27 protein-coding genes are annotated in these 21,485 nt (G+C 37.0%); 26 read left to right on the top strand and 1 reads right to left on the bottom strand.

Annotated elements, in window-relative coordinates:
* The first annotated feature begins 7 nt into the window (after positions 1–7).
* The 26 genes from APF76_01560 (at position 8) to APF76_01435 (ending at position 20,925) form a co-directional block, all read left to right on the top strand.
* Positions 8–448, top strand: coding sequence for a 50S ribosomal protein L15 (locus APF76_01560; GenBank protein ID KUO49129.1), 441 nt, complete (start codon positions 8–10; stop codon positions 446–448).
* Positions 449–1,711: a preprotein translocase subunit SecY gene (locus APF76_01555; protein ID KUO49128.1), complete on the top strand. Its 1,263-nt coding sequence runs from the start codon at positions 449–451 to the stop codon at positions 1,709–1,711. It begins immediately after the preceding gene.
* 21 nt (positions 1,712–1,732) lie between these two features.
* On the top strand, positions 1,733–2,383 hold the full coding sequence (locus APF76_01550) for an adenylate kinase (protein KUO49127.1): 651 nt from the start codon (positions 1,733–1,735) through the stop codon (positions 2,381–2,383).
* Positions 2,383–3,129, top strand: coding sequence for a methionine aminopeptidase (locus APF76_01545; protein ID KUO49126.1), 747 nt, complete (start codon positions 2,383–2,385; stop codon positions 3,127–3,129). The genes APF76_01550 and APF76_01545 overlap by 1 nt, the downstream gene beginning before the upstream one ends.
* Positions 3,130–3,151: 22 nt before the next feature.
* Entirely contained in the window at positions 3,152–3,424 is a 273-nt protein-coding gene (locus APF76_01540) for a hypothetical protein (protein ID KUO49125.1), read from the top strand.
* 34 nt (positions 3,425–3,458) lie between these two features.
* Positions 3,459–3,677: a translation initiation factor IF-1 gene (gene infA / locus APF76_01535; protein KUO49124.1), complete on the top strand. Its 219-nt coding sequence runs from the start codon at positions 3,459–3,461 to the stop codon at positions 3,675–3,677.
* Positions 3,678–3,769: 92 nt separating this feature from the next.
* A complete protein-coding gene (rpmJ, locus tag APF76_01530) occupies positions 3,770–3,883 on the top strand; it encodes a 50S ribosomal protein L36 (protein ID KUO49123.1) in 114 nt (37 codons plus the stop codon).
* A gap of 20 nt (positions 3,884–3,903) precedes the next feature.
* Entirely contained in the window at positions 3,904–4,275 is a 372-nt protein-coding gene (locus APF76_01525) for a 30S ribosomal protein S13 (protein KUO49122.1), read from the top strand.
* A gap of 16 nt (positions 4,276–4,291) precedes the next feature.
* Entirely contained in the window at positions 4,292–4,681 is a 390-nt protein-coding gene (locus APF76_01520; GenBank protein KUO49121.1) for a 30S ribosomal protein S11, read from the top strand.
* Between the two features lie 14 nt (positions 4,682–4,695).
* Positions 4,696–5,322 (top strand): 30S ribosomal protein S4, encoded by a 627-nt coding sequence (locus tag APF76_01515; protein KUO49120.1) that lies wholly within the window; start codon positions 4,696–4,698, stop codon positions 5,320–5,322.
* A gap of 52 nt (positions 5,323–5,374) precedes the next feature.
* Entirely contained in the window at positions 5,375–6,322 is a 948-nt protein-coding gene (locus tag APF76_01510; GenBank protein ID KUO49119.1) for a DNA-directed RNA polymerase subunit alpha, read from the top strand.
* Between the two features lie 22 nt (positions 6,323–6,344).
* On the top strand, positions 6,345–6,683 hold the full coding sequence (locus tag APF76_01505) for a 50S ribosomal protein L17 (protein KUO49118.1): 339 nt from the start codon (positions 6,345–6,347) through the stop codon (positions 6,681–6,683).
* Between the two features lie 445 nt (positions 6,684–7,128).
* Positions 7,129–7,953: an energy-coupling factor transporter ATPase gene (locus tag APF76_01500; GenBank protein KUO49117.1), complete on the top strand. Its 825-nt coding sequence runs from the start codon at positions 7,129–7,131 to the stop codon at positions 7,951–7,953.
* On the top strand, positions 7,929–8,798 hold the full coding sequence (locus APF76_01495; protein KUO49116.1) for a hypothetical protein: 870 nt from the start codon (positions 7,929–7,931) through the stop codon (positions 8,796–8,798). The genes APF76_01500 and APF76_01495 overlap by 25 nt, the downstream gene beginning before the upstream one ends.
* Positions 8,791–9,588, top strand: a complete 798-nt coding sequence (locus APF76_01490; protein ID KUO49115.1) for a transporter — start codon at positions 8,791–8,793, stop codon at positions 9,586–9,588. The genes APF76_01495 and APF76_01490 overlap by 8 nt, the downstream gene beginning before the upstream one ends.
* 603 nt (positions 9,589–10,191) lie before the next feature.
* Entirely contained in the window at positions 10,192–10,995 is an 804-nt protein-coding gene (locus tag APF76_01485) for a hypothetical protein (protein ID KUO49114.1), read from the top strand.
* 85 nt (positions 10,996–11,080) lie between these two features.
* Positions 11,081–11,509 (top strand): 50S ribosomal protein L13, encoded by a 429-nt coding sequence (locus APF76_01480; GenBank protein ID KUO49113.1) that lies wholly within the window; start codon positions 11,081–11,083, stop codon positions 11,507–11,509.
* Positions 11,510–11,523: 14 nt separating this feature from the next.
* Positions 11,524–11,916: a 30S ribosomal protein S9 gene (locus tag APF76_01475; GenBank protein KUO49112.1), complete on the top strand. Its 393-nt coding sequence runs from the start codon at positions 11,524–11,526 to the stop codon at positions 11,914–11,916.
* 237 nt (positions 11,917–12,153) lie between these two features.
* On the top strand, positions 12,154–13,173 hold the full coding sequence (locus APF76_01470) for a hypothetical protein (protein KUO49111.1): 1,020 nt from the start codon (positions 12,154–12,156) through the stop codon (positions 13,171–13,173).
* 60 nt (positions 13,174–13,233) lie between these two features.
* On the top strand, positions 13,234–13,959 hold the full coding sequence (locus APF76_01465) for a hypothetical protein (protein KUO49110.1): 726 nt from the start codon (positions 13,234–13,236) through the stop codon (positions 13,957–13,959).
* Positions 13,960–14,125: 166 nt separating this feature from the next.
* Complete coding sequence (locus APF76_01460) at positions 14,126–15,262, top strand: hypothetical protein (GenBank protein ID KUO49109.1); 1,137 nt, start codon at positions 14,126–14,128, stop codon at positions 15,260–15,262.
* Positions 15,263–15,300: 38 nt separating this feature from the next.
* Positions 15,301–16,467 (top strand): thiamine biosynthesis protein ThiI, encoded by a 1,167-nt coding sequence (locus APF76_01455; GenBank protein KUO49108.1) that lies wholly within the window; start codon positions 15,301–15,303, stop codon positions 16,465–16,467.
* 227 nt (positions 16,468–16,694) lie between these two features.
* Positions 16,695–18,095 (top strand): hypothetical protein, encoded by a 1,401-nt coding sequence (locus tag APF76_01450; GenBank protein KUO49107.1) that lies wholly within the window; start codon positions 16,695–16,697, stop codon positions 18,093–18,095.
* A 60-nt stretch (positions 18,096–18,155) separates the two neighbouring features.
* On the top strand, positions 18,156–19,154 hold the full coding sequence (locus APF76_01445) for a radical SAM protein (protein KUO49106.1): 999 nt from the start codon (positions 18,156–18,158) through the stop codon (positions 19,152–19,154).
* 21 nt (positions 19,155–19,175) lie between these two features.
* Positions 19,176–19,952 (top strand): hypothetical protein, encoded by a 777-nt coding sequence (locus tag APF76_01440; GenBank protein KUO49105.1) that lies wholly within the window; start codon positions 19,176–19,178, stop codon positions 19,950–19,952.
* A gap of 4 nt (positions 19,953–19,956) precedes the next feature.
* Complete coding sequence (locus tag APF76_01435) at positions 19,957–20,925, top strand: leucyl aminopeptidase (protein ID KUO49104.1); 969 nt, start codon at positions 19,957–19,959, stop codon at positions 20,923–20,925.
* A gap of 41 nt (positions 20,926–20,966) precedes the next feature.
* Here the strand turns inward: APF76_01435 and APF76_01430 are convergent.
* Positions 20,967–21,485: hypothetical protein (locus APF76_01430; protein KUO49103.1), on the bottom strand; the 519-nt coding region annotated here is incomplete at its 5' end.

Raw genomic sequence — 21,485 nt, 5'->3', positions numbered from 1 at the left:
GTAAAGGATGAGAATTCATGATTTGAAACCTGGTGAAGGATCCAAAAAAACTAGAACTCGTAGAGGTAGAGGTATGGGCTCTGGCTTGGGAAAGACTTCAGGCAGGGGACATGGAGGACAGAAATCACGTTCAGGCGGAGGAGTAAGACCTGGTTTTGAAGGTGGCCAAATGCCTCTTATCAGAAGATTACCCAAAAGAGGGTTTACAAATATCTTTAGAAAAGATATTGTTATTGTAAGTCTCGATTCATTAAATGTATTTGATGAGGGTGTTGTAGTTACTCCAGAGTTAATGTTGGAAAAAGGGATCATAAAGAAAACCAGGGATGGAGTTAAAATCCTTGGAAATGGCGAAATCACTAAAGCTCTTACAGTAAAAGCACATGCTTTTAGTCATACAGCTCAAGAAAAAATTACAGCTGCTGGCGGAACTGTTGAGGTGGTATAAATGTTAGAAACGTTACAAAGTGCATGGAAAGCAAAGGATTTAAGAACAAAAATAATATTTACCCTAATGATGTTTTTAATTTTCAGATTTGGGGCTCATATACCAGTTCCTGGTGTTGACACGGTTGCTTTCAAAGAAATGCTTGGTAGTGGTTCTATATTTGGTTTTATGGACGTTATATCAGGTGGCGCATTAAGTAATGTGACTGTGTTTGCCATGGGTATCATGCCTTATATAAACGCATCAATTATTATGCAGTTGCTAACGGTAGTTGTACCTTATCTTGAAAGGCTAGCAAAAGAGGGTGAAGAAGGCAGAAAGAAAATTGTTCAATTTACCCGGTATGGTACTGTGATCCTCGGTTTTATCCAGGCTGGAGGCATGTCAGTATTTTTTGGAAGAAGTGGTATTCTTGTAGACCCATCATTGCCAAGCTATGCTGTAGTTACTATATCCTTAACAGCAGGCACAGCATTTTTGATGTGGTTAGGTGAGCTTATAACAGAAAAGGGTATTGGAAACGGTATATCCTTGATTATTTTTGCAGGTATTGTTTCTGGCATACCAGGCGGTATTGTGACACTATACAATTATGTGATAACTGGTGAAGCCAGTATTATCACAATTATAATATTTCTAATCATGGCTTTACTGATAATAGCAGGAATAGTGTATATACACGAAGGACAAAGAAGAATACCAGTTCAATATGCTAAGCGTGTTGTTGGAAGAAAGGTATATGGAGGACAAAGCACTCATATTCCTTTGAAAGTTAACCAAGCAGGTGTTATTCCAGTAATATTTGCAATGTCAATACTGCTCTTTCCATCAACAATAGCTCAGTGGTTTCCGCAAAGTGGTTTTGCTCAATGGGTATTAGGTGTATTTAACTTTACATCAATACCATATATGATAATGTATGCTATGTTTATTATATTCTTCACTTATTTCTATACTGCAGTTACTTTTAATCCTCAGGATGTTGCAGATAATATGAAAAAGTATGGTGGATTTATTCCAGGACTTCGTCCTGGTAGGCCTACTACAGAATATATTGATAGAGTATTAACTAGAATTACTTTAGCAGGAGCCCTGTTCCTTGCATTTATTGCATTGATGCCAAACTTTATTATGGGCATAACAGGTTTAAACATTGCGTTTGGTGGTACTGGATTACTAATTGTTGTGGGTGTTGCATTAGAAACCATGAAACAAATAGAGTCTCAATTAATGATGCGTCACTATCAAGGGTTTATGAAATAGGTCACAGGGAGGTAAAAAACCATGAGAATTATTTTGATGGGCCCTCCAGGTGCTGGAAAAGGTACTCAAGGGGAACGTTTAGTAGAAGAGTTGGATATTCCACATATATCTACTGGTGATATGTTTAGACTTGCTATAAAAGAAGGTACAGATCTAGGCAAAAAGGCTAAGGAGTATATGGATAAGGGAGAATTGGTTCCTGATGAAGTTACCATTGGAATTGTTAAAGAAAGGCTTCTTGCAGATGATTGCCAGCCAGGTTTTATGCTAGATGGTTTCCCTAGAACTGTTCCACAAGCACAAGCATTAGATAAGCTCCTCGAGGATATTAATCAGGAGCTTGATGCTGTAATCTATATTACTGTACCCCAAGAAGATTTAATCTCTAGATTGACTGGAAGAAGGGTCTGTAAGCAATGTGGTACAACATATCATTCGCTATACGCACCACCAAAAGTTACAGATGTATGTGACAAATGTCAGGGTGAAGTTTATCAGAGAGATGATGATAAAAAAGATACTGTGGAAAATCGACTAAAGGTCTATTTGAAAAACACAGAGCCACTAATAAACTTCTACAAAGATAAGGGCTTGTTAAAAGAGATTAATGGTAATCAAGATATGGGAACAGTTTTTAAAGCTGTAGGGCAAAGTATAGGGAGAAAATGGTAATGATCATTCTAAAGTCTGACAGGGAACTGGTATATATGAGAGATGCAGGCCGGGTTGTGGCTAAAGCTCATGAAGAGCTTTCTAATGCTATAAAGCCTGAGATGACTACACAGGAACTGGATACTTTAGCAGAGAATATAATAATTGCTGAAGGTGCAAAGCCAGCTTTTAAAGGATACAAAGGCTTTCCAGCAAGCATTTGTGCATCAATAAATGAAGAAGTTGTTCATGGAATACCTGGTTTAAAAAAACTGAAAAATGGTGATATTGTTAGTATTGACATTGGAGCAGTTATTAATGGGTATTGTGGTGATGCTGCGCGGACAAATCCTGTTGGGGATATAGATGAAGAATTAAAAAGACTATTAAATGTTACAGAGGAATCACTAGCAAAAGGAATTGAAAAGGTCGTAACCAACAACAGGATTACTGATATATCCCATGCTGTCCAGAGCTTTGTTGAAAACAAAGGTTATTCAGTTGTTAGGGACTATGTAGGTCATGGCATAGGGAAAAATATGCATGAAGAACCACAAGTGCCTAACTTTGGAAAGCCTGGTCGTGGACCTAGGTTACATGCTGGAGTTACTTTGGCCATTGAACCAATGGTAAACATGGGGACCCATGAGGTAGAAACTTTAGAAGACAACTGGACGGTAGTTACCAAGGACAGAAAACCTTCTGCACATTTTGAACATACTGTTGCAGTTACTGAAGATGGGCCTGAGATTTTGACAAAACTATAGGGTTCATTCCGGAGGTGTTCAAGTGACCGAGGTTAAGGTTGGTCGGGTTGTAGAATCTTTAGCTGGTAGGGATAAAGGATCTTATCTATTAATAAATAGTATCATTGATGATCAATATGTTACCATTGTTGATGGATATCATCGGAAAGTTGAAAATCCTAAAAAGAAGAAGCTAAAGCATCTACACATGACTTCAAAGGTTGCCAGCGGGTTTGTGAAAAATATCCAAGCTGGATTAGTTTCTACTAATGAAGAAGTGAGAAAGTATTTAAATGATTTAGTAGAATCCAGATAAATACTTCCCACATAAAAGGGGGTAAGATGAGGTAATGTCCAAACAGGATGCAATCGAAGTTGAGGGTACCGTAATGGAGCCTCTACCAAATGGAATGTTTAATGTAAAATTGGATAATGGGCATAAGGTATTGGCACATGTATCAGGAAAGATACGTATGAACTTTATTAGAATATTGCCTGGGGATAAAGTTACAGTTGAGTTATCACCCTATGATCTTACTAGGGGACGGATAACATATCGATTTAAATAAACAGGAAGCAAGAGGTAAGATGTAAGAAGTAGGAAGCTTTTATTCTGAATTCTGAATTCTGACTTCTGACTTCTGACTTAGGAGGGATTGCAGTGAAGGTTAAACCATCTGTAAAACCTATCTGCGAAAAGTGCAAGATAATTAGACGTAAAGGTATAGTAATGGTTATTTGTGAAAATCCAAAGCACAAGCAGAAGCAAGGATAACTTGGATTGGAGGTGTAATTATGGCAAGGATCTCCGGTGTTGATTTACCACGAGATAAAAGGGTGGCAATTGCACTAACTTATATTTATGGTATAGGTCGCGTAACTGCACAAAAGATCGTGGAAGAAGTGGGCATAGATCCACAAACCAGAGTCAAAGATTTAACTGATGCAGAAGCAAATAAATTAAGAGAATCTATTGAAAAGGGTCATGCTGTTGAAGGTGATTTAAGACGAGAAATTGCTTTGAACATTAAAAGACTAATTGAAATAGGATGTTATAGAGGCATTCGTCATCGTAGAGGTTTACCAGTTAGAGGACAAAAAACTAAAACAAATGCAAGAACTCGTAAAGGTCCTAAAAGAACTGTAGGAGCAAAACGTAAAAAGTAGAAAGGGGGAAGGTTACTTGGCTAGAAGGACAACTCGTACCAGAAGAAGAGATCGAAAGAATATTGAAAATGGAATAGCCCATGTTCAGTCAACGTTTAATAACACAATTATTACAATTACAGACAAGAGTGGAAATGCTATTTCATGGGCTAGTGCAGGGTCAGTAGGATTTAAAGGTTCCCGTAAAAGCACTCCATTTGCTGCACAAATAGCTGCAGAAGCAGCTGCTAAAGAAGCTATGGAACATGGCTTAAGGGAATGTGAGTGTACAGTAAAAGGACCTGGTGCCGGAAGAGAAGCTGCAATTAGATCATTACAGGCTGCTGGATTAGAAGTAAATATAATTAGGGATGTTACACCTATTCCCCATAATGGATGTAGACCACCTAAACGTAGAAGGGTATAAGGAGGTGTTTATAAGTGGCTAGATATACGGAAGCAGTATGTAGACTATGCCGTAAGGAAGGTATGAAGCTATTCCTAAAAGGGGATCGTTGTTATACTGATAAATGCGGCATTGTAAAAAGAGCATATGCACCAGGGCAACATGGCCAACGCAGAAAGAAGTTCTCTGAGTATGGGTTACAGTTAAGAGAAAAACAAAAAGCACGTAGATTTTATGGAGTATTAGAAAAGCAATTCAGGAACTATTTCCATGAAGCTGATAGGCAAAAAGGCATCACTGGTGAGAACTTAGTGCGTCTATTAGAGAGGCGCTTGGATAATGTAATATATAGATTAGGGTTAGCTGGATCAAGACCTGAAGCCAGACAGTTGGTTCGCCATGGCCATGTGACAGTTAATAATAAGAAAGTTGACATTCCTTCTTATTTGTTGAAGGTTGGAGATGAAGTTGGTATTAGGGAAAAGAGCAAAGCAAGTCCTAAATTTAAGGATATAGCCGAAGCTGCTATGCATAAAACTTCTCCAGCCTGGTTAGAGGCAGATAAAGAAAACCTTAGAGGCCGAGTTGTAGCAATGCCTAGTCGTGAGGATATAGACTTACCATTAGAAGAACACTTGATTGTAGAGTTATATTCCAGATAGGTAAAGAAACAAACCAACTGTTGTGTCCAGGTTGTGAGAAGGAGGGTCAATTTTGTTAGAAATCGAAAAACCAAAAATAGAAATTGTAGAAAAAAACGAAGACAATCGCTATGCAAAGTTTGTTGTGGAACCTTTGGAAAGGGGTTATGGTATTACCCTTGGTAATTCGCTACGTAGGATTTTGCTCTCTTCTCTACCAGGGGCAGCGGTTACTTCAATTAAAATTGAAGGTGTACTGCATGAGTTTTCTACCATACCAGGTGTAATTGAAGATACAACTGATATTATCCTGAATTTAAAGAGACTGTGTATTAAGTTGCTTTGTGATGAACCAAAGACAGTTAGAATAGAAATGGAAGGCGAAGGAGACATAACTGCAGGTGATATTACTGTTGATTCAGATGTAGTCATTTTAAATCCTGAGATGCAGATTGCAACTTTGGATAAGAATGGCCGTCTATTTATGGAAATGACCATAGAAAAAGGTCGTGGTTATGTTCCTTCTGAAAAGAATAAAAAGGAAGAACATGTGATAGGGGTTATCCCTGTAGACTCCATTTTTTCACCAGTAACAAAAGCTAACTTCCAAGTAGGAAACACTCGGGTGGGTCCTAGAAATGATTTCGATCAATTGACATTTGAAATCTGGACAGATGGAAGCATAGCACCAGATGAAGCTGTCAGTTCTTCAGCTAGAATTCTTAGTGATCACTTAAAATTGTTTATGGGCCTAACAGAAGAAATTAGCGATGAAGTTACTATGGTAGAAAAAGAAGAAGAAAAGAAAGACAAAGTTCTTGAGATGACTATAGAAGAACTCGATTTGTCAGTACGTTCATATAACTGCCTTAAGCGTGCAGGTATAAATACTGTTGAAGAGCTCATTCAGAGAACGCAGGAAGATATGATGAAGGTAAGAAACATGGGGAGAAAATCCTTAGAGGAAGTAAATAATAAGCTTGATGAATTGAGCTTATTTTTAAGAAAATCAGAAGACTGATCGAGTAAAGGAGGGTTGTATAATGGCCAGTGGTAAACTCGGAATGACTGCTGAGCATCGTAAAGCAGTTATTAAAAATATAGTTACTTCTCTGTTAAGAGCAGAAAAAATTGAAACCACTGAAGCTAGAGCCAAGGTCTTGGTAAAAGAAGCCGAAAAAATGATAACCCTAGGCAAAAGAGGCGATTTGCATGCTAGACGTCAGGCGTTAGCTTTTTTGAATGATGAGGATGTAGTTACCAAACTATTTACTGAGTTGGCAGAAAAATACAAGGACCGACAGGGAGGCTACACTCGCATAATGAAGAAGGGTTTTCGTCGTGGGGATGCAGCTTTAATGGTAGTAGTAGAGTTGGTATAATGGGAAGTGAGATGTAAGATTTGGGACTTATATCCCATTTCTAACTTCTCACTTTTAACTTCTTCTTATTTAGTCGGTAATTAGCCGGCTTTTTTGCGCTACTAAATACATTTAAAATGTCATGTTCCAAACCCAGAAATAAATTTTAGTAATTCTATAACTCGTTATGTCAAAAACCCTATGCTTTGCAAACTCGCTTTGAATCAAACAGTGCAAATCATTACGGGCTATTTCCGCCACTCGAAAAGAATTTCTATTAACAGGATTCTTGGCTTCAATGGAGTTTTATACTCCAATTGAAGGTTAGAAACCGTTATCCAGGGATGTAGCACCGCTTTTCTCCCACTTGTAAATAGCGGTGGTAGTCATCGGGTAAAATATATTTAGGGTTATTCACATTGACACTTATAATTGTTAGATTTAACCAAAGGTAAGGAGATAGGTGATGATAAAGTTAGAAGGGGTTTCTTTTAGTTATTCCCCAGACTCAAAAAACGTTGTAGATAATGTTACATTAGAGTTTGTTCAGGGTGAATATGTAGCTGTGGTTGGTCCAAATGGGTCCGGAAAATCAACTTTTGCCAAGTTAATTAATTCTCTTTTGCTGCCATCAATGGGTAGTATCACAATAGATGGAATGGACACTAGAGATGACAGATGGCTGGTGAGAAGCAAGGTGGGTATGGTGTTTCAAAATCCAGAGAATCAGTTAATAGCTTCCTCAGTTGAAGAAGAAATAGCTTTTGGTCCTGAAAACCTCGGAATTGAAACCCAGGAAATAAATAGTATTATTGATAGTACTCTAAAAATTGTAAGTCTTGAGGACCTTAGGTATAAGGCTCCTAGCAACCTCTCAGGTGGTCAGAAGCAAAGATTAGCAATTGCAGCTGTTTTGGCTATGAAACCAAAATATATTATATTAGATGAAGCAACAAGTATGCTTGATAAAAGTGGGAAAAGTGAGATTCTTAATACAATAGAGCAACTTAATAGTGACCATTCATTAGGCATAATACACATTACCCATGATATGGGAGAAGCTGCCAGAGCGAATAGAATCATACTTATGGATGAGGGTAGAGTTATCAGCAATAGCACTCCGAAATTTGTTTTTTCTAATCCTGAGAAACTATCAAAAATAGGGTTAAAACTTCCAAGGATAACTAGACTTGCTCATACACTTGAACAAAAGGGAATACCATTATCCCAAGGGATTAGTAATTATAACGAACTGGTGGAAGAACTATGCACATTAAATTTGAAAACGTAAGCTATTTATACGATCCACATCAAAAGAACCCGCAAATGGCAATTGACAATATTAACCTTAGTATTAATGAGGGAGAATATATTTGCATAACTGGTCCGACAGGATCGGGTAAATCTACTTTAGTTCAGCATATAAATGGTCTATTAAGGCCTACTCAAGGAAAACTACTTATAAATGGTAAAGAAATAGACTACAAGGGGAAGAGCTTGCAGCAAATTAGGAAAAGGGTAGGGTTTTTATTTCAATTTCCTGAGGATCAATTATTCGAAGAGACTATTGAGAAGGATATATGCTTTGGCCCAAAAAAAATGGGAATATCATTGACAGACATAGAGATTAGGCTAAAAAAGGTTATGGATGAAGTTGGTCTGCCTTATGAGCAGTACAAAGATGTATCTCCTCTGAAAATAAGTGGAGGGCAAAAAAGAAGAATTGCCTTAGCATGTACTCTAATAACAGAACCAGAAATACTTATACTAGATGAACCTACTGCAGGTTTAGACCCAAAGGGAAAAGATGAGATTTTAAAATTGATTAAAGATCTTAACCAATCTGGCAGAACGATAATTATGATTACCCATGATCTGGAGGACATTGCAGAATATGCATCTAGGGTAACAGTAATGAACCATGGAAAAATTATTCTTGATGGAAAGCCAGAGGATGTTTTGTCTCAGGAGGATACTCTAGTCCATATTAAAATCCCCTCTACAGATCCATTTTATATTTCAAGATTGTTAAAAATGCGAGGTTGGAGTATGTCTGCTGGAACTATAACCTGGGAAAAGCTAGAAGAAGATATCCTAAGTATTTGGGAAAAAAAGAAAGAGAATAATCATGATTAAAGGAATTTCTATTGGTAATTATTATGTTGGTAACTCTCTTATTCATAGATTAGATCCTAGAGTTAAGATATTATTTTCACTATCTGTGATAATTTCATTGTTCTTAATAGATAACTATTGGGCGTTATTGTGGATAAGTGGTGTATATGGCTATATATGTTTGGTTTCTCAGCTTTCATTTACCTATCTAGTTAGGGGTATGAAGCCACTAATTATTATAATAGTATTTACATTTATAATACACCTCTTCTTTACTCCTGGAACAGCAATTTATCATCTTGGTCCTATCAGTATAACTAGAGAGGGCTTAGACAGGGGAGTTTTTATGGCCTATAGGTTAATACTCTTAATTGGAGTTTCAGTTATCTTAACCGCCACAACTTCCCCATTAAGATTAACAGACGGTTTGCAGAATTTATTATCCCCATTAAAAAAAATAAAAGTACCTACAAGTGAACTAGCATTAATGGTAAGCATTGCTCTTAGATTTATTCCAACCTTTATCTCAGAAACTGAGAGAATAATCAAAGCGCAATCATCTAGGGGAGTGGATTTCTACTCAGGAAACTTTAAAGAAAGATTGGAAAACTTGATTCCCATCTTAGTTCCATTATTTATAAGCTCGTTTAGGCGGGCAGAGGACCTAGCAATTGCTATGGAAGCTAGGTGTTATAGGGGAGAGGAAGGAAGAACAAGATTACACCCGTTGAAGTATAAAACTATTGATTATATGGCTTTTGGACTTATTCTACTCTATCTAGGAGTTATAATTCTTTTGAGAAACATATAGAGAATTGTTATATTCTGCTCACCTTGAATTTATTTTTAGCATTTCTAGGGTTTATTCAAACAAAAAAGCCTATGCTTTGCAAACTCGCTTTGCTCAGACAAGCAAATCATTACGTCTTTTTGCTTTCATAAACAGGATTCTTGACTTCAGGTGGAGTTTCCCACAGGATTAGTTCAACTACAGTTCAGGAAAAAGCATCTGAACTAAGTTTCACTGAATTACTCCATCTGAAGGTTATAGAGCGAAACTTCATTTAATCAGCAGATTAAATGTTTAGCTGAGCTAATCCTTTAGGGGAAACCGTTATCCAGGGACATAGCACCGCTTATCTCCCACTTACGACCGTAGTTCTAGCATTGTGTTTTAGCAATGCGTAGAAATACTAGTGCAAGGCTAGAAGATGGGAGTCTTGGAGTGAAACTTGTCAACTTGTTGACATAGTTGAACCCATGCAAGGCTAGCGGTGATAGTCATCGGACAAACCAAGAATTGCAAATAAAAATTAATAATGGTTCGCTTCATATAACAATTGTCTTATCATAATTATTATCTAAGAAGGAATTGTAGAATTAATTTTTATTCTTTATAAATGAGGTAAAAGATGTGAGAATGGTAAAATTGACTATTGGATACTTGGGGGAATCGTACAACGGTTGGCAAATTCAACCAGAATATCCCCATGTTAAAACTATTCAAAACGAACTTCAAAAGGCATTAAAAATTTTAACTAAAGAAGATATAAAAGTATTAGGTGCCGGAAGAACAGATGCTGGCGTAAGTGCCTTGGGACAGGTTGCCTCTTTTTATACTAAGAGTTCCATCCCCCATGATAGATACCCAACTGCGTTAAATGGAATACTCCCAGAGGATATAGTTGTCTATAAGGCAGAAGCAGTACAAAATGACTTTCATCCCATCAAGGATGCTAAGGGGAAGTGGTATCGATATCACATTTATACAGGGGGATTTCCCCACATATTTTATAATAAGATGAGCCATCATATACCTCATAAGCTTGATATTCAAGTGATGTCTGAAGCAGCTTCCTTATTGCAGGGCGAACATGATTTTCGAAGTTTTTGCGTGGCTAAAACTTCAAAAAAAGATTTTGTAAGAAATATTAAGAGATGTCAAATAACAGTTCAAAAAAGCTTTGTATTTCTAGATATTTATGGAGATGGATTTTTGTACAATATGGTTAGAATAATAGCAGGTACTCTAATATTGATTGGCAAAGGAAAATTATCTTTACTGGATATTCCTGAGATAATTGATGCCAAAGATCGCGCTATGGCAGGCCCTACAGCTCCTGCAAAGGGATTATGCCTGGTTAGGGTTGACTATGAAATAAAGGAAAATTTATTCTGTAACGTAGAATCTCTTGACATGCCACTACTATTTTATTAAAATAACATGGGTAAGAATTTATCCAGATTTCCTGCCCCGTTAATCTGGTAAATATATAAGTTAAACAAGTTTAAGGAGGGACAATATGAAAACTTTTATGGCTAAGCCTAACGAAGTTGCTAGGAAATGGTATCTAATTGATGCTGATGGAAAAACCCTAGGCAGATTAGCCTCTGAAATAGCAACATTGCTAAGAGGTAAACATAAACCAATATTTACACCCCACGTGGATGTGGGAGATCATGTAATTGTAATTAATGCAGAAAAAATTCACTTAACAGGTAATAAATTATCACAGAAAAGATACTATAGACATTCAGGTTATCCAGGTGGAATAAAATCAATTGATTATCAAACATTTATTAATAAAACACCTGACAGGGTTATTCTAAAGGCAGTTAAAGGAATGCTGCCCCACAATAAGCTAGGAAGTCAAATGTTAACTAAACTTAGAGTATATAAAGGTAGCGAGCACCCACATGAAGCTCAAAAGCCAGAAATCTGGGGAGCATAGAAAGGAGGACTAATATGGCACAGGTACAATTTTACGGAACAGGCAGAAGAAAAAATTCAGTAGCTAGGGTATATCTAATTCCTGGAGACGGAAAAATAACAGTTAACAGTAGAGACATTGATGAGTATTTTGATAAAGAAACTCTGAAAATGATTATTAGACAACCTTTCGATGTGACTGAAACCTTGGGAAAATTTGATGTTAAAGCAAAGGTTGAAGGTGGAGGCTCAACAGGACAGGCGGGAGCTATCAGAATGGGTATTGCTAGAGCTCTTTTAATAGCAGATGGCGGTTATAGACCTTCACTAAAGAGAAATGGATATCTAACCCGTGACCCAAGAATGAAAGAAAGAAGAAAGTACGGCTTGAAGAAAGCCCGTAAAGCACCACAATTCTCAAAAAGATAATAGTAGAAGAGGAGTATATTTATACATACTCCTCTTTTTTGATTTTCACTCCCATACAACGCCTCTATTTTACCATCTACAGGTTGTTTTCTACCGTTTATCGAAAAACCTTAGAAGTGGTCTTATAGATAGCATATAATAAAATCAGGAGAGAATCTCAAGAAATCACTGTGTATTGCGTAAGGAAATATACAATACTATAAATCTTCTAAATATTCAAAAAAGGAGGCCTTTAACATGTTATGCGAACACATAAATAATGTCATATTACCTAGAAAGCATAATATGGCAGCAACCATGGCCCTTTATATGTCGGGGGATAAAGAATGTTTAGAAGAAGAATTGGTATTTGGTTGTGGGCAGGGTCTAGATTTTCGATACATAAAAAATAATCCATCGACACCAAGTCGAGTATTTTCAATAACCAGGGAACTTGATGTTAGAAATATATTTAATAATAGTTCTTCCCAGAGTTGGAGCAGTAATGATAAATTCCCGTGGGATGAAATAAAGACTGCCTTACGCAAAGGAAAGCCAGTACTTCTAGGAGTTAACCCTAGCTGTTTGCCATACAACAAGGAAAGCTTATATCTAGATGAAGAATATGCTATCATAGCAATAGACTATAAAGAGACTTATGGAGTAATCAAAGTAGCTGATACAGCATATGAAGAGACTAAGGAGATCTTAATTGAGGATTTGGCATATGCTATGTATAATAATCCATCTGATCAAAGGAATCGTTGGCTTGTAGTTGAGGATAAAGGTATAGAAATAGACGGAAGTAGTATCCGCAACTCATTATATAAACTAGCACACCATATGTTATCTGAGAACAACGTATACTCAGGGGTATCTGGAATTCATATGTTTGCTCAGGATTTAGGTCGTTGGCAGGAAGAAGCTAAAGACTGGAAATGGAGTGCTATGTACTGTTATAGAGTCTTAGATAGTGCAGATGATGGTACTGCTTATCGAAGCCTGTTTGCTAAATATCTCGCAAAGGCCACTAGGATTGTTCCAGAATTAGAGACAATAGGTGCTGTTGATAAGGCAGAAAGGATTGCAGAATTATGGAAGGAAGTAACTTGTAATTTCAATGCTATTACAAAAAGTGGAGATAATAGCTTGATACATCAAACGTCTGCAATGCTCAAGAAGATTTCCGGTGAAGAGGAAAGACTTTATTCAATGTTGTTATCTTCATTAAAAGGTGGAACCGATACAGAAGAAAAACAGCTGGTTAATGAAAGCTAAAAAAAAGTAATAAGCAAAACCTCTCCGGCATAGATTTAATCTAGGAAGGAGAGGTTTTTTATGCTGTTTAAACCTACTGGTTTTTATGTATTTAAACTAAGATATACGCTAATGAGTATTGCCATTGTTTTATTAGCGGTACTTATGCTCACATATTTTTACCTTACGGCACTTATTGAGACTAGAACTCTTGATGCCATGACTTGGGCAATTGAAACAAAAGTAATTGGTATTGATCCTGGACACGGAGGTTATGACCCAGGAGCTAAAGGACCTCTTGGAACTGATGAAAAGGTGATTACCTTAGAAATAGCAGAAAGATTGGCAAAAAAACTAAGTAAAGAGGGGGCTCTAGTAGTTCTTCTTAGAGATGAGGATGAAGATTTTGCAACTCCTGGACCTGGAACAAAGAAAAAGAAAGATCTTGATAACCGCATTAAAGAGGCAGAGCAGAAAAATGCTAGCATCGTTGTAAGTATACATGTGAACAGTTTTGGTTCTGAGTGGTCTGGGGCACAAACTTTTTACAACCCAAAAAGCGAAGCTAATGAAATCCTTGCAAGATATATTCAAGAAGAGCTTAAAGCAACTACAAATACTAAAAGAGAGATTTTAACTATAAATTCTTCGTACCTACTTGACCAGTTAGATTTGCCTGCTTGTATTATAGAGGTAGGTTTTTTATCAAATCCCCAGGAAGAAAAAAAATTAATTGACCCTACGTATCAAGATAAGCTAGCTGAAGCAATCTATAAAGGAATATTAAAGTTCATGGCTAGCCAGTAAACTTAGGCGGGTCAGCTATCTATAGCTAGATAATATATAAACAGTTACTTATTTGAAGTAACTGTTTTTTACGTATATAGTACTTTATATCACTATTTAACCGAATTGCTAAGATTGACCAAAAAAGTGTATTATAATAAGAGAAAAGGTGCTGGAAGGGGTTATTATGCAAAAGGAAATATATTTAGATAATAGTGCTACAACACAAGTTTTACCACAGATAGTTGATAGAATGACAGAAGCTATGCTGAAGAACTATGGCAATCCATCTTCTTTACATAGAAAGGGTTTTGAATCTGAGAAAGAACTGAAAAAAACAAGAAGTACTTTAGGTGATATTTTAAAGACTGGATCTTCTTCAATATACTTTTGTTCAGGTGGGACAGAGGCAAATAACTGGGCTATTAAGTCAACTGCAAGAAGATATAAAAAGAGGGGAAATCACTTAATTACTACAAAAATTGAGCATGCATCAGTTCTACATTCTTTTAAGGAACTAGAAGAAGAAGGGTTTGAAGTAACTTACCTGCCTGTTAATGATAAAGGTGTAATTTCTCTCGAGGATCTAAAAGGATTACTTAAAGAAGAGACTATCCTTATAAGCATTATGCATGTTAATAATGAAGTTGGATCTATTATGCCCATTGAGGATATAGGAAAGATTCTAAGAGAAAGCAAGGCATTATTTCATGTTGATGCCATACAAAGCTTTTGTAAATTAGATATATGGCCTGAAAAGTGGGGCATTGACTTATTGTCATTAAGTGGACACAAAATACATGGCCCAAAGGGAATTGGTGCTTTATACATTAATGATAAGCTAAATATCCCAGCTCTGATAGTAGGTGGAGAACAAGAAGCTGGCAAAAGGTCTGGCACAGAAAATGTTCAAGGAATTGTGGGTCTTGGAGAAGCTGCAAAAATAATTAAAGGCCATGGTAATTCAAAAATCATACAGCTAAAAAACAGTTTATTAAATGGTTTAAAGAAAATTTCAGGGGTCCATTTTAATGGACAACCAGAAGACTATCATACTCCAATCATAAATGTATGGTTCCAAGGTGTGGACAAGGCAGAAGTTTTATTACATATGTGTGAAGAGGATGGACTTTTTGTATCAACTGGTTCCGCATGTCATTCCCGCCATCCCAAGCCTAGTCATGTATTAAAGGCAATAGGAGCAAAAAATGAGGCTTTATATGGAGCAATAAGACTAAGTATAGGGCATCAAAATCAGGAGCATGAAATGGAACAGGCAGCAGCTATTATTGAAAAAAGAGTAAAAGAATTAAGACAGTTGTAATCGAGGTGTGTTACCGTACATTTTAAGGAGGTAAGAAGATGAACAAAATTCTTTTAGTGAAATATGGTGAAATTGCCCTGAAGGGGAAAAATAGATTTAGATTTGAGGACAAATTGATAAGCAATTTGAAGGTTATCCTTAATGATACTAAGGGTAGTAAAGTTAAAAAAATATATGGTAGATTACTTATAGAAGTGCCGGAAATAGATGAAGAAATTATAAATAAAGTGAGGAAGGTATTTGGAATAACATCAATTTGCCCTGCCATATCTGTAAGTTTAGACCTACAGGAAATAAAGGATGCCGCTCTGATATTGTTAACGAAGTCCCCAGGAAAAACATTTAAAGTTAACACAAAACGTCCCAATAAAGCTTTTCCCATTACTAGTCCTGAAATTAGTAGAGAGGTTGGAGCCCATCTTTTAATTAACACAGAGGATTGGACAGTAGATGTTCATAAGCCTGATGCCCAGATATATGTAGAAGTTAGACCAGAAGGGTCATTTATCTATACCCAGGGTTATCCTGGCAACGGGGGATTACCTGTAGGTGTGACTGGTAGGGCCATACTTCTTATATCCGGGGGCATTGATAGCCCTGTTGCTGGCTGGCTCAGTATGAAAAGAGGAGTAGAAATAGTTGGATTACATTTTCACAGCTACCCATTTACTAGTGAACGTGCTAAACAGAAAGTATTGGATTTGGTGGGTGAACTGACAACATATAAGGGCTTTATAAAGGTTTACATAAACCATTTTACAGAAATTCAAAAGGCAATCAAAGAGGATTGCCCTAGAGAGCTCTATGTAACAATAATGCGAAGAATGATGTTTAGGATCGCAGCAAAAATAGCAGAAAGGGAAACAGCCCTTGCACTAATAACAGGAGAAAATCTCGGACAAGTTGCAAGCCAAACGTTAGAAAGTATGAGTGTGATAAATGAGGTGGTTTCGTTACCTGTCCTTAGGCCATTAGTCACCATGGATAAAATTGAAATAATAGATATGGCTAAAAGAATTAACACTTATGAAACATCAATTCAACCCTATGAGGACTGTTGCACAATATTTTTACCAGAAAACCCAGCAACCAAACCAAAACTTCACAAGGTAGTAGAAGCTGAAGAAAAACTCCAAATTGAGCAACTAATCGAAGAGTCCATGGAAAAGACAGAGGTAGTGTATGTCAACAAGAATGTTGAGTGAATAGAAAACAGCATAACTTCGTTCACCCGGAAATTAAGTTTTAGCAATTCTAAGATTTATTCCAGCAAAAAAGCCTATGCTTTGCAAACTCGCTTCGCTCATACAAGCAAACCATAACGCCTTTTTTGCCTCCATAAACCAATAATTGCACAACTCAATTTAATGGTTCGCTTCATTATACCATTTTCTTACATGAGTATATAAAAATCAAAAAGGATGTGATATTTGTGGGCAATTTTGTCTTTGCAGGCATTGCGCCTCATCCCCCTATAATTATTGATGAGGTTGGTGGTGGACAAAATCAGGATGCGGAAAAGACTATTGCAGCAATGAAAAAATGGGCAAAAGAGGTCAAGGATTCTAAACCTGACCTAATAATTATCATTACTCCTCATGGCAATCTTTTTCAGGATGCTATAGCAATTCAAGGCAGTACAAAGCTAAAGGGTGACTTTTCTAGCTTTGGAGTAAAAAGCAATGGATACGAATTTATTAATCATAAAGAATTGCAGCAGGAAATTGTAAAAAAAGCTGAAGAAAATGGCTATTCCATGGTAGAGGTTAATGAGAATAACGCCAATAAATACGGTCTCAAGAAGGATTTAGATCATGGAGTATTAGTGCCCCTTGATTTTATACTAAAGGAAGGCGTTGAAGTACCTTTAGTAGTAATATCAATGGCACTATTAGATAATGTAGAGCTCTATAGATTTGGAATGTTGATAGAAGAAGTGGTGCATGATAAGGATTTTAACGTAGCAATAATTGCCAGTGCAGATTTATCACACCGCTTAACAAAAACAGCACCTGCAGGATATGATCCAGCAGGTAAAGATTTTGACCTAAGAATAGGGGAAATTGTCAAGACGGAGAACCTAATTGAATTTCTTGACATTGATGAGGAGCTTGTGGAGAAGGCTGGAGAATGTGGTTTGAGGTCATTAATTATGCTTGCAGGAGCTTTAGATAGCTACAAAGTTACTCCGATTCTCTTTAACTACGAAGGCCCTTTTGGTGTCGGTTATCTAGTTTCAGTACTTAATATTGAAAAAAGTGGCACATCTTCTATTAAGGAATGGAGCGCTGAAAAAAATAAAAGCATAGCTGGAACAAGAGAAAATGAATCTCTACAAGTTCAGCTTGCAAGGGAAAGTCTCACATACTTTTTAGAAACCGGAAATTACTTATCGATTCCAGATGAAATACCTGAAAGTTTAAAGCAAAAGAAGTCATGCTTTGTATCCTTGAAAAAAAATGGTCATTTGCGAGGTTGCATAGGAACTATTGAACCTGTTAGAACTATGTTAGCGCAAGAAATAATCGAAAATAGTGTTAGTGCTGGGGTTAGAGATCCAAGATTTTTGCCAGTTAAAAGAGATGAATTAGATGAGATAGTTATTTCTGTTGATGTATTATCAAAGCCAGAAAAGGTTAAGTCAACAGATCAACTTGACCCTATGAACTATGGGATAATTGTAAAAAGTAAAGGAAGATCAGGAGTTCTTTTACCAAATTTAGAAGGCGTTGATACTGTTGAAAAGCAGCTTGAAATTACCCTTAGCAAGGCAGAGATAAGTCAAGATGAAGATTACATAATATACAGATTTAAGGTAGATAGATTTTATTAACGTTGTATTGCCCGATGACTACTGCCGCTAGTATTTACTTTGTTTGGAGAGTGAAGTTTGATGCATTTAGCCAGTTACACCCAGATAAAAGAAAATAACAGGGTTTTATGCCTCCTCTGCCCCCATTCCTGTAATATTCCTGAAGGAAAAAAGGGTAAATGTAGGGTCAGGGAAAATATAGATGGTGAGCTATATAGTGAGAATTATGGCAAGGTTACAGGGGTCAATGTGGATCCCATAGAGAAAAAACCACTCTATCATTTTCACCCAGGAAGAAATATCTTGTCACTAGGTACCTTTGGCTGTAACTTACATTGTGACTTCTGTCAAAACTGGCAGATAGCCCATGCTGCCCAAACCGGAAAGGACATCACACCTGATGAGGTAGTGGAAATTTCAAAGAGGTATTATGTAAACCAAAATTCCATAGGGGTTGCTTATACATACTCAGAACCTGGAATGTGGTATGAATTTATTCGAGATACAGCTCCTCTCATTCAGGAACAAAAAATGGTCAATGTACTTGTTACTAATGGTTTCTTAAATCCCAAACCATTTAAGGAGCTTCTAGCCAATATAGATGCATTAAATATTGATGTTAAAGGATTTACAGATGGATTTTATAAGGATATTGTTAAAGGAAGGCTGAAACCTGTACTAGAAAACTGCTATTTATCTAAGGAAATGGGCCGCCATTTAGAAGTTACCACCCTTATAATTCCTGGATTAAATGACGACAGTAATGAAATTAAGGAGCTAGCAAGGTGGTTGGCTTCCATTGATCCATTAATACCATTACATTTTTCTCGTTACTATCCAAATTATAAGCTGGAAATAGAGCCTACAGCACTAAGTATTTTAGATAAGGCTTGGGAAATTGCCAAAGAACATCTGCAATATGTATATATAGGTAATGCACCAGAGCTTGATAAATGTAATACCTTCTGCCCTGACTGCGGAGCCTTATTAATAGAGAGGAACTTCTATAATACCAAGGTAATTTATGAAGATGGGCAGTGTCATAAATGTGCAAGCCAAGTAAAAGGAATTATTGACTAAAACTAGGAGCTAAGAGCAACCATGAGAATTGGAACAAGAATATTTTTAGATAAGCTAAGAGGAAACAAGGAATTTTGCTGTAGCCAATTTGATATTTTGGAAATACAGGATTTTGTATTTCCTGAAAATCTTGTCCATGGGATTGAGTCTTTACATAAGGAATATCATGGACTTTTAAAAAGCTTTAACGGGGAGATTACTATCCATGGTCCATATATGGACTTAAATCCTATAAGCATGGATGAAAGTATTAAGCAACTAACCTTTGAAAGATATCTCCAGGCAGTAGAAGTTGCAAAAGTCTTTGGTTCTAAGTGGATTGTAATACATACATACTTCAGCCAGATTCACAACTGCGAACCTTGGTACCAGGATTATTGGGTCAAGGAAAATTTACTATTTTGGGAAAAGCTCATACCAATTTTAGAAAGGGAAGAAATAACTATAGTTTTAGAAAACGTATTTGATGTAAATCCTGAACCATTAAAAAGAATGGTTGAAACCCTTAATTCAAAGTACTTCAAAGTTTGCTTAGATGTAGGACACTGTAATGTGTTTAGTGATTATAGCATAGGCACATGGCTCAATGTCCTTGGAGAATCAGTAAGATACTTGCATATAAGTGATAATGATGGAATAAGAGATAATCATCTGGCAGTTGGTAAGGGAAACATTAAATTTAAAGATATTGCTAGAAATCTACAAAAAAAGGAAGAAAGAATTATAGCTATAAGTGAAGCATTTTGCTCTTTGAAAGAGGAAAAAGAAGGCCTAAATCTTTTAAAGAAAGGATTTTGATAGAATGAATTTAAAGGAAGCTGCAATACTCACTTTACAAAACAGTATGGGAGTTAAAAATGGAGAACAGATTTTGATTGTTACTGATACGCCTTTACAAGAATTGGGGCTTCGCTTTTTTGAAGCTGCAAAAGACTTGGAAACAGAAGCGATGCATATAAATTTTCTTCCCAGAGACAACAATGGCGAAGAACCTCCTGAGGTAGTCGCTGTAGCCATGAAAAACGCCCATGTAGCCATACTTATAACCTCTAGGTCACTATCCCATACCAAAGCCCGGAAACAGGCCAATTTGAATGGTACAAGGGTTGCATCTATGCCGGGTCTAACAGAGGGCATGATTGAAAGAACCCTTACAATAGATTATAGCAAATTACAAAAAGATTGCGCAGAGCTAGAAGATATTTTAACCAAGGGTAAAGAAGTCCATTTAACTTCTGAACTTGGGACAGATCTAACCTTCTCTATAGAAAATAGAGTGGGTCAAATCGACGGTGGAGTTTACATAAAACCTGGAGATTTCGGGAATCTGCCTGCTGGGGAAGTATATATTGCTCCTGTTGAAGGAATGGCCAAGGGTCAAATTGTTATTGATGGATCAATGGCTGGGGTAGGTCTCCTTGATGAGCCTATTAATATAAAGGTTGACAATGGATTAGCTGTTGAAGTTACTGGAGGTAAATCAGCAGAAAAGTTAAAAGCAATCCTTGATAAATACGGTGAAAAATCAAGAAATATTGCCGAGCTGGGATTAGGAGTCCACCCACAAGCAAAGCTTACTGGTTTCATATTGGAAGATGAAAAAATAGCTGGCTCAGTACATATTGCCCTAGGAGATAACAGTAACTTTGGAGGTACTGTAGAGGTAGCAAGTCACTTAGACGGAGTAATCATGAAACCCACATTAAGAATAGATGGCAAACTGGTTTTAGACAATGGAAAACTAGCACTAATACCAGAAAGGCACGGCTAATTTAAGATTGCCGTACCTTTCACAATGATATCTCACTTCCATTATGCTATTTGCATAATAGTAAGGTGTGCTGAAACAGGCCTTGTTCCTCCAGCGAGAGGAGTGATGGTTAGTGCCGTTGGATTGCCAGCAGGATTTCGCACAGTGAGTATTGAATTGATGGATGTTGTTTCTACAAGAGCTACACCTACTATCTGAGTAGTGCCTGTCGCTCGACCGACAACTGTATAGGCAAGGTCAGCGCCATTGAGAGTTAAAATCAGTTGGCCTGCTTCGCTCACGCTCACCTGAAACAAGACCTGATATGTGCCAATATCAGACAAGTTAAATGTGCTGGGACCAGTACGGAAAATAGTAGTCCCGCTAGTAGGTCCATCTTGGGGAAAGTCCACATCTGTACCGGGAGCAACTGTTGCAGCATTATCAGGAGGCATCAGCGCATAAAAATCTGCATAGGTCAACAATCCTCCAGCTGGGCCTTGTTCACCCTGAGGTCCCTGTATTCCCTGTGGACCTTGAGGACCTTCTGGCCCAGTCTCGCCTTGTTCACCCTGAGGTCC

The organism is Desulfitibacter sp. BRH_c19, assembly GCA_001515945.1.
In the GTDB taxonomy this organism is placed as follows: Bacteria; Bacillota; DSM-16504; order Desulfitibacterales; family Desulfitibacteraceae; genus Desulfitibacter.
The sequence above is the reverse complement of the archived record's forward strand: the minus strand, read 5'-3'. Positions and strand labels throughout refer to the sequence as shown.